Origin of the sequence: Sinorhizobium sojae CCBAU 05684 (assembly GCF_002288525.1) — a bacterium.
Taxonomy (GTDB): Bacteria; Pseudomonadota; Alphaproteobacteria; order Rhizobiales; family Rhizobiaceae; genus Sinorhizobium; species Sinorhizobium sojae.
Genome location: NZ_CP023067.1, coordinates 3,281,633 through 3,295,620, shown reverse-complemented (window position 1 = coordinate 3,295,620; position 13,988 = coordinate 3,281,633). Strand labels below are relative to the sequence as shown.

The 13,988-nt window shown below is 64.2% G+C and carries 11 protein-coding genes; 7 read left to right on the top strand and 4 right to left on the bottom strand.

The genetic code is table 11. The features are described from left to right. Positions 1–50 precede the first annotated feature (50 nt). From SJ05684_RS16000 to leuB, 3 genes are all read right to left on the bottom strand, one after another. Positions 51–242, bottom strand: a complete 192-nt coding sequence (locus SJ05684_RS16000; RefSeq protein WP_034852705.1) for a hypothetical protein — start codon at positions 240–242, stop codon at positions 51–53. Between the two features lie 208 nt (positions 243–450). Then, positions 451–1,155, bottom strand: coding sequence for a phosphatase PAP2 family protein (locus tag SJ05684_RS15995; protein WP_034852706.1), 705 nt, complete (start codon positions 1,153–1,155; stop codon positions 451–453). A 125-nt stretch (positions 1,156–1,280) separates the two neighbouring features. After that, a complete protein-coding gene (leuB, locus tag SJ05684_RS15990; RefSeq protein WP_034852707.1) occupies positions 1,281–2,393 on the bottom strand; it encodes a 3-isopropylmalate dehydrogenase in 1,113 nt (370 codons plus the stop codon). A 482-nt stretch (positions 2,394–2,875) separates the two neighbouring features. On the opposite strand from leuB, the gene SJ05684_RS15985 reads away from it, so the two are divergent. Further along, complete coding sequence (locus tag SJ05684_RS15985) at positions 2,876–4,948, top strand: M3 family metallopeptidase (RefSeq protein WP_034852708.1); 2,073 nt, start codon at positions 2,876–2,878, stop codon at positions 4,946–4,948. 88 nt (positions 4,949–5,036) lie between these two features. Here the strand turns inward: SJ05684_RS15985 and SJ05684_RS15980 are convergent, their stop codons facing one another. After that, complete coding sequence (locus SJ05684_RS15980; RefSeq protein WP_034852709.1) at positions 5,037–6,224, bottom strand: dihydrodipicolinate synthase family protein; 1,188 nt, start codon at positions 6,222–6,224, stop codon at positions 5,037–5,039. A 319-nt stretch (positions 6,225–6,543) separates the two neighbouring features. Here SJ05684_RS15980 and SJ05684_RS15975 point away from each other — a divergent pair, with 319 nt between their 5' ends. The 6 genes from SJ05684_RS15975 to SJ05684_RS15950 all read left to right on the top strand — a co-directional run bounded on the left by SJ05684_RS15975 (position 6,544) and on the right by SJ05684_RS15950 (position 13,908). Next, positions 6,544–7,587 carry a LacI family DNA-binding transcriptional regulator gene (locus SJ05684_RS15975; RefSeq protein ID WP_034852710.1) on the top strand — a complete coding sequence of 348 codons (1,044 nt, stop codon included), beginning with the start codon at positions 6,544–6,546 and terminating at the stop codon, positions 7,585–7,587. Continuing rightward, a complete protein-coding gene (locus tag SJ05684_RS15970) occupies positions 7,584–8,585 on the top strand; it encodes a Gfo/Idh/MocA family protein (RefSeq protein WP_034852711.1) in 1,002 nt (333 codons plus the stop codon). The genes SJ05684_RS15975 and SJ05684_RS15970 overlap by 4 nt, the downstream gene beginning before the upstream one ends. A 6-nt stretch (positions 8,586–8,591) precedes the next feature. Beyond that, complete coding sequence (locus SJ05684_RS15965) at positions 8,592–10,217, top strand: acyl CoA:acetate/3-ketoacid CoA transferase (RefSeq protein WP_034852712.1); 1,626 nt, start codon at positions 8,592–8,594, stop codon at positions 10,215–10,217. After that, positions 10,210–10,989, top strand: a complete 780-nt coding sequence (locus tag SJ05684_RS15960) for an enoyl-CoA hydratase/isomerase family protein (protein ID WP_034852854.1) — start codon at positions 10,210–10,212, stop codon at positions 10,987–10,989. The genes SJ05684_RS15965 and SJ05684_RS15960 overlap by 8 nt, the downstream gene beginning before the upstream one ends. Then, positions 10,989–12,497 (top strand): aldehyde dehydrogenase family protein, encoded by a 1,509-nt coding sequence (locus SJ05684_RS15955; protein ID WP_034852714.1) that lies wholly within the window; start codon positions 10,989–10,991, stop codon positions 12,495–12,497. Before SJ05684_RS15960 ends, SJ05684_RS15955 begins: the two co-directional genes overlap by 1 nt. A gap of 166 nt (positions 12,498–12,663) precedes the next feature. Next, complete coding sequence (locus SJ05684_RS15950) at positions 12,664–13,908, top strand: ABC transporter substrate-binding protein (protein ID WP_095694287.1); 1,245 nt, start codon at positions 12,664–12,666, stop codon at positions 13,906–13,908. Positions 13,909–13,988: the final 80 nt, after the last annotated feature.

Below are 13,988 nucleotides of genomic sequence, written 5' to 3'. Positions count from 1 at the left end.
GAGGTTCCTATCCCCGGCCTTACCGGGGAGAGAGCGGAGGGCCAGAGACGTCAGACGGTTTTCGTCGTCGTTTTGGCCGTTGTTTTGCTGGCGAGCGAGTAAAGGCGAACCCGCCCGGCGGCATGGGCCGGCAGGATCGGCTGAGCGATGGACGCAAGAATGGGTCCCATGGCGGCTTCCTCGTTCGCCGCTGCTCTTACCGGCTTTTCGGCAAGAGTCAAGCCGCAGACGGCGCCTGGCATCAATTCTCCGAGAGCCAAAGGACCGATTGGCACGTCCCGTTTCGACGATCGCCGCATTAGACTAAAGTCATAGAACGAAAGCATCCCTGCCTCCGCAGGCGCTTTTCTGACATCCTCTTCGTTCGAGACTACCGCGCCGCGCGTCTTATCAGGCGCGCGGCTGCTAGAGACCTCTCCCACTTCCGGCGCGGCCTTCCGCGCCGGCTTTTTATTGGGGCTTGTCCTGCGCAGCGGTTTGCGCGGTCTTGGACACCGGCCAGCCGTTGGCACCCCATCGGAAGTGCCAGCCCTGCCGGGCGAAGAGGAAGGCAACCATCACCGCTGTCCAGAGACCGAGCAGCAGGCCGGCGGCCACGTCGCTCGGGTAATGAGCGCCGACGATCACGCGCGAGGTGCCGATGGTCATAGCGAAGACGAAGAATAGCGGCCGGAACTGCGGCATCAGCATCGCAAAGGCCCCGAACAGGGCGCCGGCTGCGGTCGAGTGGCCGGAGGGGAAACTCTCGAACACGTGCTCGCCGGCGAAAGGCGTCAGACTATAGGCGCCATAGTCCTCCAGAAGCTCCGGACGGGCGCGGCCGATCAGGAACTTCAGCCCGTGAACGAGCACACTGGCGGTACCGATCGTCAGGAGGAAATAGGCGGAAAGACTTCGCACCGTTCGCGCTCGCTGCCGCACCGTCTCGCCCTGCGCGGTGCGTCTGGCAATGAAGGCAACGATCATCAGGAAGATGGACCCATAGATCATCCAGCCAAAGGTGCCGAAATCGGTGATCGCCTCATTGAAGTCGACGACGCCTTCGGGCAGGTCCTGCGCCCATTCCGCCAGATGCGGATCGAGCGGCATCAAAGCAAGCATCAGAACGATGGTCGTCAGCAGGATCCAGGCGGTGCTGGAAAGTGGTAAGCGCATTTCACTCCATCCATTGTGGCTATCATGGATTTGAAGGCGAATTGCACGAATTCAAGGGGCCACGGACGAAAACACCCCCGGTGGTGACCGGAGGTGTCCTTTCGCGGATTGGAACGGAAATACTCTCAGGCCGGGAGCGCCTTGAATTCGGCTAGGATCGCATCGCCCATCTCGGCGGTGCCGACCTGGCGGCAGCCTTCTGCCATGATGTCGCCGGTGCGGATGCCCTTATCGAGCACGTTGGCGATCGCCCTTTCCAGGTTGTCGGCTTCCTTCACGAGGTTGAACGAATAGCGCAGGCACATGGCGAAGGAGGCGATCATGGCGATCGGGTTGGCGATGCCCTTGCCCGCTATGTCAGGAGCCGAGCCGTGCACCGGCTCGTAGAGGGCCTTGCGCTTGCTGGTCTTTTCGTCCGGCGCGCCGAGCGAGGCCGACGGCAGCATGCCGAGCGAACCGGTGAGCATCGCGGCGACGTCGGAAAGCATGTCGCCGAAGAGGTTATCGGTGACGATCACGTCGAACTGCTTCGGCTGGCGCACGAGCTGCATGCCGCCGGCATCCGCCAGCATGTGCTCGAGCTCGACATCCGGGTATTTCGCCTTGTGCGTCTCGGTAACCACCTGGTTCCAGAGTACGCCCGACTTCATGACGTTGCGCTTTTCCATCGAGCAGACGCGGTTCTTGCGGGTGCGCGCCAGCTCGAAGGCGACGCCGGCGATGCGCTCGATCTCGTAGGTGTGATAGACTTGGGTGTCGATGCCCCGCTTCTGCCCGTTGCCGAGGTCGATGATCTCCTTCGGCTCGCCGAAATAGACGCCGCCGGTCAGTTCGCGCACGATGAGGATATCGAGACCCTCGACCAGTTCCGGCTTCAACGAGGACGCGTTGGCAAGCGCGGGATAGCAGATCGCCGGGCGCAGGTTGGCGAAGAGCTCGAGATCCTTGCGCAGGCGCAGGAGGCCCGCCTCCGGCCGCACCTCATAGGGCACCGCATCCCATTTCGGTCCGCCGACGGCGCCGAAGAGCACGGCATCGGCGGCAAGCGCCTTGGCCATGTCCCCTTCCGAGATCGCCGCGCCATGGGCGTCATAGGCGGAGCCACCCACAAGGCCCTCGTCCGTCACGAAGCCGGCACCAAGTTCGGCATTCATGTAGTCGATGATTTTGCGGACTTCCGCCATGGCTTCCGGGCCGATGCCGTCGCCGGGCAGAAGGAAGAGATTGCGCACAGTCATGGATCATCCTCTTGCGGGGAAACAACTGCATGTTCCCTTTCCCACCCGATTTAAGGATGAGAACATGCAGCACTTTAAGGGCTACAGCTACCGTCGTGCGTCCGAGAAGACCAAGCGGCGCTGCAGCGCTCTTAGCGCAACTTCGTATCGAGGGAAATCGCGCCGCCGAAAGAATTGTGCGCGGCGCCGGATGCCGGTGCATCGTCCTCTCCGCTTGACGGAGTGATGGTGTACCACTCGAATGGCCGATCGCAACCCGAGCGGCAGGCATCACGAGCCTTGACGGTTGCCCTACTGCATGTCTCCCTAAAGCGACCTCGATTTATGGACCAAGACATGCGCCAATTCGAAGTGCTACGGCGAGCTTTGCGCGTCCGATTGCGTCTGATAAGACGCGCGGCACTTTAGGCGGGACCTCTGACTCTCTGCGCCCGAGACGCCCTTTTCCGGCCCTGCCGGTCCTGCTAGCGAAAGGAACATCAATGACCGTCAACGTTTCGCTCAACCCTGCCCTCGTCCGCTGGACCGGACACGAAGGCCTGCCGCGCTTCGATGCCGTGAAAGACGAGGATTTCGCGCCCGCCTTCGATGCGGCGCTTGCTGCCCATGAAGCAGAGATCGAGGCGATCGCCAACAATCCGGAGCCGCCGACCTTCGAGAACACCATCGTCGCGCTGGAGATCGCCGGCGATGAACTTTCGCGCGTCTCGGCGCTCTTCTGGAACAAGGCGGGTGCCCACACCAACGACCTGATCCAGGCGCTCGAGCGCGAGATCGCGCCGAAGATGTCGCGGCACTACTCGAAGATCGGCACGAATCCCGTGCTCTTCGCCCGCATTGATGCGCTGTGGGAGAAGCGTGAGGACATGGGGCTCGACCTCGAGGCGATGCGAGTCCTCGAGCGTCACTGGAAGGGTTTCGTCAAGTCCGGGGCGAAGCTCGACAAGCCGGACCAGGAGCGCCTTGCAGAGATCAACGAGAGGCTTGCCGGCCTCGGAGCGAAGTTCGGCCAGAACGTGCTTGGTGACGAGAAGCTGTGGGCGCTGGTGCTTGCGAGCGAGGAGGAACTGGCGGGCCTGCCGGATTTCCTTCTCGACTCCATGGCGGCTGCGGCTCGCGACCGGGGCGAGGACGGCAAATATGCGGTGACGCTATCGCGCTCGATCATCGAGCCCTTCCTGACCTTCTCCGAAAACCGGGAACTGCGCGAGCAGGCGTTCAAGGCCTGGATCGCGCGCGGCGAAAACGGCGGCGACACCGACAATCGCGCCATCATCGCCGAGACGCTCTCGCTCCGGGCGGAAAAGGCGAGGCTGCTCGGCTACGAGAACTATGCGGCGTTGAAGCTGGACGACACCATGGCGAAGACAGCCGAGACGGTGAACGGTCTCCTGATGCAGGTCTGGGAAAAGGCGGCCGCACGCGCCCGCGAGGAAGAGGCGGAGCTTGCGAAACTGATCGCCGCCGAAGGCCGCAACCACGAGGTCATGCCCTGGGATTGGCGCCACTATGCCGAAAAGCTCAGGGCCGAGACGTTCAGCTTCTCGGAAAGCGAACTGAAGCCCTATCTCCAGCTCGAGAAGATCATCGACGCCTGTTTCGCCGTCGCCCATCGCCTGTTCGGCATCACGGCCACGGAGAAGAAAGGCATCGCCGCCTATCATCCGGATGTCCGCGTCTTCGAGATCCGCGATGCCCAGGGCAGGCTGGTGGCGCTATTCCTGGGCGACTATTTCGCCCGCTCGTCCAAACGTTCCGGCGCCTGGATGAGCTCGTTTCAGTCGCAGCATAAGCTTCCGCTCAAGAATGGCGCGACCGGCGAAATCCCGATCATCTACAATGTCTGCAACTTCGCGAAACCCGCCGAAGGCAAGCCGGCGCTGCTCTCGCTCGACGATGCCCGCACGCTGTTCCACGAGTTCGGGCATGCGCTGCACGGCATGCTCTCCAACGTCACCTATCCGTCAGTATCGGGCACCGGCGTTTCGCGCGATTTCGTCGAACTGCCGTCGCAGCTTTACGAGCACTGGCTGACCGTGCCGGAGATCCTCAAAACCTATGCCGTACACTACCGGACCGGCGCGCCGATGCCGGAGGCGCTGCTCGAAAAAGTGCTCGCCGCCCGGACTTTCAATTCCGGCTTCGCGACGGTGGAATTCACCTCGTCGGCGCTCGTCGACATGGCCTATCACACGGCGGAAGCGACATCCGACCCGAAGGCGCTGGAGGCGGCGACGCTCGAAAGCATCGGCATGCCGCAGTCGATCGTCATGCGCCACCGCAGCCCGCATTTCCTGCATGTCTTCTCGGGCGACGGCTATTCCGCCGGCTACTATTCCTACATGTGGTCGGAAGTGCTCGATGCCGACGCCTTCGCCGCTTTCGAGGAAACCGGCAATCCCTTCGACCCGGAAATGGCGGCGAGACTCAAGGCCCACATCTATTCCGTCGGCGGCGCCATCGACCCGGAAGACGCCTACAAGGCCTTCCGCGGCAAGCTGCCGAGCCCGGACGCGATGCTGGCGAAGAGAGGATTGGTGGCGCCGATTCTCTGAACTGTCGGCCTGGAAGTTTCCCCCACCCTAGCCTTCTCCCCGCCTGCGGGGAGAAGGTGCCGGCAGGCGGATGAGGGGGCCGAAAAGGCTAAAAATTGTAGTGCCTACCCCCCTGCTCCACCCCCAGCACGGCAAGCAAGTTCCGCATCCGCGTTGACGCAAGCTCCGGCTCGTCGAGCACATTTGCCTGGTCGGCCAGGCGGAAGATTTCTGCGTAGTGCAGAAGCCCACGGGCGGATTGCAGGCCGGCCGGAAGGGTGAAATGGCGCTGATGGCCGTTGAGCCAGGCCAGAAACACGACCCCGGCCTTGTAATATTGCGTCGGCGCCTCGAAGATCTTGCGCGACAGCGGCACGGTCGGCTCGATCACGCCGCGAAAGGTCGCGACATCGCCGGCCGCAAGCGCCGCAAGGGCCTTTGAAGCCGAGGGAGCAACGGCGTCGAAGATGCCGAGCAGGGCGTGGCTGTATTTCTCGCCGTCGCCCTCGATCAGTTCCGCATAGTTGAAGTCGTCGCCGGTGAAGCAGAGCACGCCCTCCGGCAGACCATCGCGAAGCCGCACTTCCTTGCCATTGTCGAGGAGCGAAATCTTGATGCCTTCGACTCTGGCGCTGTTCTCGCGAACGATGGAGAGCACCGTTTCCAGCGCCTCCTCGAAATTCTCCGAGCCCCAATAGCCCCTGAGCTGCGGGTCGAACATGTCGCCCAGCCAATGCAGCACCACCTTATCCTTGGCCTGGGACAGGATGCGGCCGTAGACGCGGCGGTAGTCGTCTGCGGAGCGCGCGACGCGGCCGAGCGCGCGGCTTGCCATCATGATCGCCCGCCCACCCTCGGCCTCGACGAAGCCGATCTGCTCCTCATAGGCGGCGATGACGTCCTCGACGGAGCGCGCATCCGCGGGTGCGAGCTGGTCGGTGCCGGCGCCGCAGGCAAGGTCGGCGCCGGGGACGCTGCGGGCCTCCGCAAGCGACCGGCGGATCAGCTCCTGCGCGCCCGCCCAGGAAAGTCCCATGCCGCGTTGGGCGGTATCCATAGCCTCTGCGATTTTGAAGCCGAGGCTCCAGAGATGGCGGCGGAAGGCCATGGTCGCATCCCAATCGATGGCCGGATTGCCCCACGGATCGGCGTCGTCGAGCGGGTTGGAGACGACATGGGCGGCCGCATAGGCGACGCGGCTGAAGCTTGGCACCGCTTCGGGTCGGGCGATCGGCGTTCCGCGGAACCGGTATTCTTCGACAGAGCCGTCTCGGTTCGGCAGCAGCAGGCTGGTCATCGGCGTTGATCCTCCTCGGTCTTGCGGAAGGAGTAATTTAGATCGTTCCAAATGACAAGTTGGAAAAATACAAGCCGGCAGATGTTGCGGTCACGCTTCTGCTATCGGCGTCCGCCTCGCGGCGGAGCCACGCTTGCGAGTTGCGATTAAGTCTTTGAATTACCGCAAGTTTCGGCAGTTATGCCATATGCTTTACCGGTGGTGCAGCCGTCCGGGCGGTTCCATCAGCAGTGCAAAAAAGTGAACTGAACCCTCTTGACGGGATTGGAACGATCCAATTATGTAGACCGTCAGAATGAAAAACCGGTGGGAGGCATCCATGGCGAAGGAGCGGGTGACGGTCGTCGACATTGCGCGTGCCGCCGGCGTGTCGAAGTCGACCGTGTCGCTGGTGCTGCAGAGCAGTCCGCTCGTCAACGAAGTGACGCGGGCCAAGGTGAATGCCGCCATCCGCGAGCTCGGCTATGTCTACAATCGCGGCGCCGCCAATCTGCGCCAGGCGAAATCGAAGATCATCGGCATCGTCGTAAACGATCTGACCAACAGCTTCTTTGCCGAGCTTGCCGTCGGCGTCGATTCGGTCGTGCAGGCGGCAGGCTTCGTGCAGTTCCTTGCCAATACGGGCGAAAGGATTGGGCGCCAGCGCGAGGTCATAGCCTCCATGCGCGAGCATGGCGTGTCGGGTCTGATCGTCTCGCCGGCGCGCGGCACGCAAGCCGCCGACCTGGCGCCGCTTGTCGCTAGCGGCATGCCCGTCGTGCTCGTCGTTCGCGACATTGCGGGTGCCGGGGTTTCGTCGCTGACCTCCGACAATCATGCCGGCGCCATTGCTGCCGTGCGCCATCTGGTCGAGCGTGGCCATCGCCGCATCGCCTTTCTCGGCGGCTTTCCCGATACCGCCGTCTTCGAGGCGCGCATGCACGGCTATCGCGATGCCCTTGGCGAGGCGGGATTGGACTCTCCAGAGGAGCTCGTCATCGGTTCGGCGCCGTCGCGCGCCGGCGGGGTCACGGCCATCGAACAGGCGATGATGCTGAAGGAGCGGCCGACGGCGGCACTCTGCTTCAATGACGCGGTCGCTTTCGGCGTCTGCGACGGGCTCAGGGCGCGGCGGCTGGAGCCGGGCGCGGATTTCGCCGTGATCGGCTTCGACGACGTTATTGAGGCGAAGACGGCGGTGCCGGCGCTGACCACGGTCTCGGTCGATCCGCAGGGCATGGGCGAGCGTGCGGCGGAATTGCTGTTGAAGCAGATCGGTGCCGGTCGCGCGGAGGCGCAAGCGATCGTCAGTCCGGTGCGGCTCGTCGTCCGCCAAAGCTGCGGTGCGCCGATCGAGCGCAGGGTGAAGGAGGTTTCGCCATGATTCGCTGGGGATTGATCGGCGCGAGCACGATCGCGCGCGAATGGGTGATCGGCGCCATCCGTGCGGCCGGCGGCGAGGTTGTCTCGGTGATGAGTTCGAGCGCCGAGCGGGGCGCGGCCTACGCCCAGGAAAACGGCATCGCCAGGGCGGCCGCCAACGTCGATGAGCTGGTCGGAGATCCGGATCTCCAGGCGGTCTATATCTCGACGACCAACGAACAGCATCACGACCAGGCGCTCGCGGCGATCCGCGCCGGCAAGCATGTGCTCTGTGAGAAGCCGCTGGCCCTGAACCTTAACGACGCCTGTGAAATGGTGTTGAAAGCGTGCGAGGCGGGCGTCGTGCTTGGCACCAATCACCACCTGCGCAATGCCGCGACCCACCGCACCATGCGCGAGGCGATCGCCGCGGGCCGCATCGGCAGGCCAATCGCGGCGCGCGTATTTCACGCCGTCTACCTGCCGCCACATCTGCAGGGCTGGCGGCTCGACAGGCCGGCGGCCGGCGGCGGCGTCATCCTCGATATCACCGTGCATGATGCGGACACGCTGCGTTTCGTGCTCGACGACGACCCGATCGAAGCGGTGGCGATCAGCCATAGCGCGGGTCTCAGCAAGGAGGGGCTTGAGGACGGCGTCATGGGCGTGTTGCGCTTCCGCTCCGGCGTCATCGCCCAGTTCCACGATGCCTTCACGACGAAATTCGCGGAGACCGGGCTCGAGGTGCACGGCACGGATGGCTCTCTCATCGGCCGCAACGTGATGACGCAGCGTCCCGTCGGCACCGTCACGCTGCGCAACGAAGAGGGTGAATTCGAACTGCCGCTCGACCACCGCAATCTCTACGAGACGGCGCTTCAAGCCTTTCATGCCGCCATCGAAGGGAAGGGCAGTCCTTCGGCTACAGGCGAGGACGGCGTGTGGTCGCTTGCGGCCGGCCTCGCGGTTTCAAAGTCTGCCGCCAACGGCATGGCGGTGCAGATCGAAACGGGGCTCTGAGGCGCAATGCCCACATTTTCCAGCAAGCACATCAGCTCGGCCGAAGCGGCGGCCCTCATTCCGGACGGCGCGGTGGTTTCGGTCTCCTCCTCGAGCGGGCTCGGCTGCCCGGACCTGATGCTGAAGGCGATCGGCGAGCGCTTCGACGCGACCGGCCACCCGCGGGATCTGACGACCCTGCATCCGATCGCCGCCGGCGACATGAGCGGCATCAAGGGCGTCGACCACATCGCCAGGAAGGGTCTCCTGAAGAAGATCATCGGCGGCTCCTATCCGTCCGGGCCGTCGAGCGCAGAGCCGCCGCTGATCTGGCAGATGATCGGTGCCAACGAAGTCGCCGCCTATAACATTCCGTCCGGCGTCCTCTTCGACATGCATCGCGAGGCGGCGGCCAAGCGGCCGGGGGTGATGACCAAGGTCGGCCTCGACACCTTCGTCGATCCGTTGCGCGAAGGCTGTGCCATGAATGCGGCGGCGGCCGCAGAGCCGGTCGTGAAGAAGATTTCCTTCGAGGGCGAGGACTGGCTCTATTTCAAGGCGATCGCGCCTGATGTTGCGATCATCCGCGCGACGACGGCGGACGAGCGCGGCAATCTCACCTATGAACATGAGGGCGCCTATCTCGGCGGCCTCGATCAGGCGCTTGCCGCCCGCAACAATGGCGGCGTCGTCATTGCCCAGGTGAAGCGCCTCGCCAGGGAAGGCTCGCTCAAGCCCCATGATGTGCGCGTTCCCGGCGTCCTCGTCGACTATGTCGTCGTCGATCCCGAACAGAAGCAGACGACGCAGACGCTCTACGACCCGGCGATCTCCGGCGAGATAATCCGGCCGCTCGACAGCTTCCGCCTGCCGGAATTCAACATCCAGAAGGTGGTCGCCCGCCGCGTTGCGCAGGAGCTCGAAGCCGGAAGCGCGGTCAATCTCGGCTTCGGCATTTCCGCCAACGTGCCGCGGATCCTTCTTGAAGAGGGATTGCACGGGGCTGTGACCTGGGTGATCGAGCAGGGCGCGGTCGGCGGCGTGCCGCTCCTCGACTTCGCCTTCGGCTGCGCCTCCAATGCCGATGCCTTCATGCCGTCGCCTCACCAGTTCACCTATTTCCAGGGCGCGGGTTTCGACGCTTCGCTGCTCTCCTTCCTGGAGATCGACCGCACGGGTTCTGTCAATGTCTCCAAGCTCAGCTTCCGCCCGCATGTGACGGCGGGGGCAGGGGGCTTCATCGACATCACCGCGCGTGCCAGAAAGATCGTCTTCTCCGGCATGTTCAATGCCGGCGCCAGGGTTGCAGCCGCTGATGGAAGGTTGGTCATCGAGAAGGAAGGCAAGCTCAAGAAGCTCGTCGACGGCGTCGAGCATGTCACCTTCTCCGGCCGGCGGGCGGTCGAACAGGGGCAGGACGTGACCTATGTCACCGAACGCGCGGTAATGAAGCTGACGCCGGAAGGAATCATGCTCACGGAGATCGCGCCAGGCGTCGACCTTCAGGAACATGTTCTCGGGCAATCCGAATTTCCCCTCATAGTTTGCGACAGGCTGAAGGTCATGGATGCGGCGCTGTTTCAGGAGGCGCCGATCGGGCTCAGGCTGCCGGCCAAGCCGCGGCGGGCGAATGCGGGAGGCGCCGATGCCTGACGACCGGATTCGCGTCGATATCGACGGCGCCGTTGCAATCTTGAGGATCGCGCGACCGGATAAGCTCAATGCCTTCGACATCGACATGCTGAAGGCGCTCGCCGCCGCCTGCGATCGGGTCGAGGCCGAGCCTGCCGTGCGCGTCGTGATCCTGACGGGCGAGGGCAAGGCCTTCTCCGCCGGCGGCGACATCAAGGCATGGGGCGGCATGGATCCGCACGCGTTCGGCCATGAGTGGGTGCGCTTCGGCCATCGCGTCTTCGAGCGGCTCGCGACGCTGCGCATGCCGGTGATTGCAGCGCTCAACGGGCACGCGCTCGGCGGCGGACTGGAACTCGCGGCGGCCGCGGATATCCGCATCGCCGAAAAGCAAGTGAAGATCGGCCTGCCGGAGACGAGCCTCGGCATGGTGCCCGGCTGGTCCGGCACGCAGCGTCTGGTCGTTCGGTTTGGCGCGCAGATCGTGCGGCGCATGGTGCTCGGCGGCGAGATGTTCTCGGGAGAAGAGGCAAAGGCCGAGGGCCTGATCGATCTCGTGGTGGAAACCGGGGCGGTGATGCGGACGGCGCGGGACTATGCGGCGCGCGTGGCCACCCGCGGTCCCGCGGCGCTCGAAGTATCGAAACTGATGATCGCCTCGGCGAATGGCGAGGACAAGGGCGCCGCAGTCGAGGCGCTGGGTTCGATCCTCGTAGCCAAGACCGGCGACCTCAAGGAAGGCGTCGCCGCCTTCGGCGAGAAACGCGAAGCCCGTTTCAAGGGAGAATGGTGATGACGGTTCTGGTGCGGCCAAAGGGGCTCGGCGATTTCAGGGTGCGCGAATTCCGCATGCTGATCGACGGCCAATGGGTTGCAGGTGCGGAAGGCCGCACGATCGAACGGATCGCGCCCGGCCACGGCGTCGTCGTCAGCCGCTATCAGGCGGCGACACGGGCGGATGCGGAACGGGCGATCGCCGCCGCCCGGCGCGCCTTCGATGACGGTCCCTGGCCGCGCATGACCGCGGCGGAGCGCTCGCGCATCCTGCTCAAGGCCGCCGATCTGATAGAGGCGCGCGGCGACGAGCTTGCCTTTCTCGATGCGATCGAATCCGGCAAGCCGATCAGCCAGGCGAAGGGGGAGCTTACGGGCGCGGCGGACATCTGGCGCTATGCGGCGGCACTCGCCCGCGAGCTGTCCGGCGAAAGCTACAACACGCTCGGCGACGGCACCCTCGGCGTCGTGCTGCGCGAGGCGATCGGGGTCGTCTCGATCATCACGCCCTGGAATTTCCCCTTCCTGATCGTCAGCCAGAAACTGCCATTCGCGCTCGCAGCCGGCTGCACGGCGATCGTGAAGCCATCGGAACTTACCTCCGCCTCGACGCTCGTCCTCGGCGAAATTCTTGAGGCCGCCGGGGTGCCGGCTGGTGCCGTCAACATCATCGTCGGAACCGGGCCGGAGGCGGGCGCGCCGCTCACCAGCCACCCGGAAGTCGACATGGTCTCCTTCACCGGCTCGACGGGGGTCGGCCGGCTCACCATGGCCAATGCCGCCCAGACCTTAAAGAAGGTCTCGCTCGAGCTCGGCGGCAAGAACCCGCAGATCGTCTTCCCCGACGCCAGTCTCGACGAATTCGTCGACGCTGCCGTTTTCGGCGCCTATTTCAATGCCGGAGAATGCTGCAATGCCGGTTCACGGCTGATCCTGCATCGCGACATTGCCGAGGAGGTGACGGCGCGCATCGCCAGCCTCTCCGCCAAGGTCAAGGTTGGCGATCCGCTCGACCCGGAGACCCAGGTCGGCGCGATCATCACCCCTGAGCACCTGGAAAAGATTGCCGGCTATATTTCCGCCGCGGCGAATGACGGTGCCACGATTGCGCAGGGCGGCGCGGCGCTCGACCTCGGCATGGGGCAGTTCATGGCCCCGACCATTTTATCGGCTGTGCGGCCGGACATGGCGATGGCACGCGAGGAAGTGTTCGGGCCGGTCCTTTCGGTGCTGACCTTCGAGACGACGGAAGAGGCGATCCGCACTGCCAATTCGATCGACTACGGCCTTTCGGCCGGCGTCTGGAGCCGCGACCTCGATACGTGTCTGACGATTGGACGGCGGGTGCGCGCTGGAACCATCTGGATGAACACCTTCATGGACGGCGCCGCGGAACTGCCCTTCGGCGGCTACCGTCAGTCGGGGCTCGGCCGCGAACTTGGGCGGCATGCGGTCGAGGACTATACGGAAACGAAGACGCTCAACATGCATATCGGCCGGCGTACCAACTGGTGGATGCGGCGCTGACGCTCCGGCGAACGGTGAAGTCGTCGCAGGCGGCGAAAAGGTGTAACGTATTGATTAGGCTTGCGGCAGAAGCCGCGAGCGATGCCGTCCGCGGGATAGGGGCGGCAAAGGAGACAAGGCGGGAGGAAATTCTCCGCTTCGGTAACTTGCAAACGGGAGGAAAACGATGCGCAAGTTGATGACGACGACGGCTGTTGCGGCTCTGATGTTGGCGGCGACCGCGGCGCAAGCAGCCGAGAATGTGGAAGTGCTGCACTGGTGGACGTCGGGCGGCGAGGCGGCCGCACTTGAGGTTCTGAAGAAGGATCTGGAAAGCAAGGGCATCGGCTGGACCGACATGCCGGTTGCGGGGGGCGGCGGTACGGAGGCGATGACGGTGCTGCGTGCCCGCGTCACCTCCGGCAATCCGCCGACGGCGGTGCAGATGCTCGGCTTCGACATTCTCGACTGGGCCAAGGAAGGCGCGCTCGGCAATCTTGACGAGGTGGCTGAGAAGGAGGGCTGGGGGGGGGTGATCCCAGACGCGCTGCAGCAGTTCTCCAAATATGACGGCCACTGGATCGCCGCTCCGGTGAATGTCCATTCGACCAATTGGGTCTGGATCAACAAGGCGGCGCTTGACAAGGCCGGCGGCAAGGAGCCGACGACGTGGGAGGAACTGATCGCGCTGCTCGACAATTTCAAGGAGCAGGGCATCACGCCTGTCGCCCACGGCGGTCAGCCTTGGCAGGACGCGACGATCTTCGACGCGGTCGTGCTTTCACTCGGCAACGACTTCTACAAGCAGGCCTTCATCGACCTCGATCCGGCGGCGCTCGGCAGCGACAAGATGAAGGAGGCCTTCGACCGGATGACGAAGCTGCGCTCTTATGTGGACGACAACTTCTCCGGCCGCGACTGGAATCTCGCCTCGGCGATGGTGATCGAGGACAAGGCCGGCCTGCAGTTCATGGGCGACTGGGCGAAAGGCGAGTTCCTGAAGGCCGGCGAGACGCCGGGCGAGGACTTCGTCTGCATCCGCTTCCCCGGAACACAAGGCTCGGTCACCTTCAACTCCGACCAGTTCGCGATGTTTGAGGTTTCTGAGGAGAAGGTACCGGCGCAGCTGGCGATGGCGTCTGCCATTTTGAGCCCGACCTTCCAGTCGGCCTTCAATGTCGTCAAGGGGTCGGTTCCTGCCCGCACCGACGTTTCGGACGCCGATTTCGATGCCTGCGGCAAGAAAGGGATCAAGGATCTCGCCGAGGCCAATGCCAGTGGTACGCTTTACGGCTCCATGGCGCATGGCCATGCCAATCCGGCCTCCGTCAAGAACGCGATCTACGACGTGGTGACCCGTCACTTCAACGGCGAGATAAGCTCGGAAGAGGCGGTCGAGGAACTCGTCACGGCGGTCGAGTCGGCGAAGTAAGAAGAGGTTGCCCCTCATCCCGCTGCCGCGCCCTTCTCCCCGCACGCGGGGAGAAGGGACAAGCGGCGAGCTCCCGCATC

Excerpts from the sequence above, each read along its gene's own strand:
- SJ05684_RS16000 (WP_034852705.1), bottom strand. The coding sequence starts at position 242 with ATGCCAGGCGCCGTCTGCGGCTTGACTCTTGCCGAAAAGCCGGTAAGA.
- SJ05684_RS15995 (WP_034852706.1), bottom strand. The coding sequence starts at position 1,155 with ATGCGCTTACCACTTTCCAGCACCGCCTGGATCCTGCTGACGACCATC.
- leuB (WP_034852707.1), bottom strand. The coding sequence starts at position 2,393 with ATGACTGTGCGCAATCTCTTCCTTCTGCCCGGCGACGGCATCGGCCCG.
- SJ05684_RS15985 (WP_034852708.1), top strand. The coding sequence starts at position 2,876 with ATGACCGTCAACGTTTCGCTCAACCCTGCCCTCGTCCGCTGGACCGGA.
- SJ05684_RS15980 (WP_034852709.1), bottom strand. The coding sequence starts at position 6,224 with ATGACCAGCCTGCTGCTGCCGAACCGAGACGGCTCTGTCGAAGAATAC.
- SJ05684_RS15975 (WP_034852710.1), top strand. The coding sequence starts at position 6,544 with ATGGCGAAGGAGCGGGTGACGGTCGTCGACATTGCGCGTGCCGCCGGC.
- SJ05684_RS15970 (WP_034852711.1), top strand. The coding sequence starts at position 7,584 with ATGATTCGCTGGGGATTGATCGGCGCGAGCACGATCGCGCGCGAATGG.
- SJ05684_RS15965 (WP_034852712.1), top strand. The coding sequence starts at position 8,592 with ATGCCCACATTTTCCAGCAAGCACATCAGCTCGGCCGAAGCGGCGGCC.
- SJ05684_RS15960 (WP_034852854.1), top strand. The coding sequence starts at position 10,210 with ATGCCTGACGACCGGATTCGCGTCGATATCGACGGCGCCGTTGCAATC.
- SJ05684_RS15955 (WP_034852714.1), top strand. The coding sequence starts at position 10,989 with ATGACGGTTCTGGTGCGGCCAAAGGGGCTCGGCGATTTCAGGGTGCGC.
- SJ05684_RS15950 (WP_095694287.1), top strand. The coding sequence starts at position 12,664 with ATGCGCAAGTTGATGACGACGACGGCTGTTGCGGCTCTGATGTTGGCG.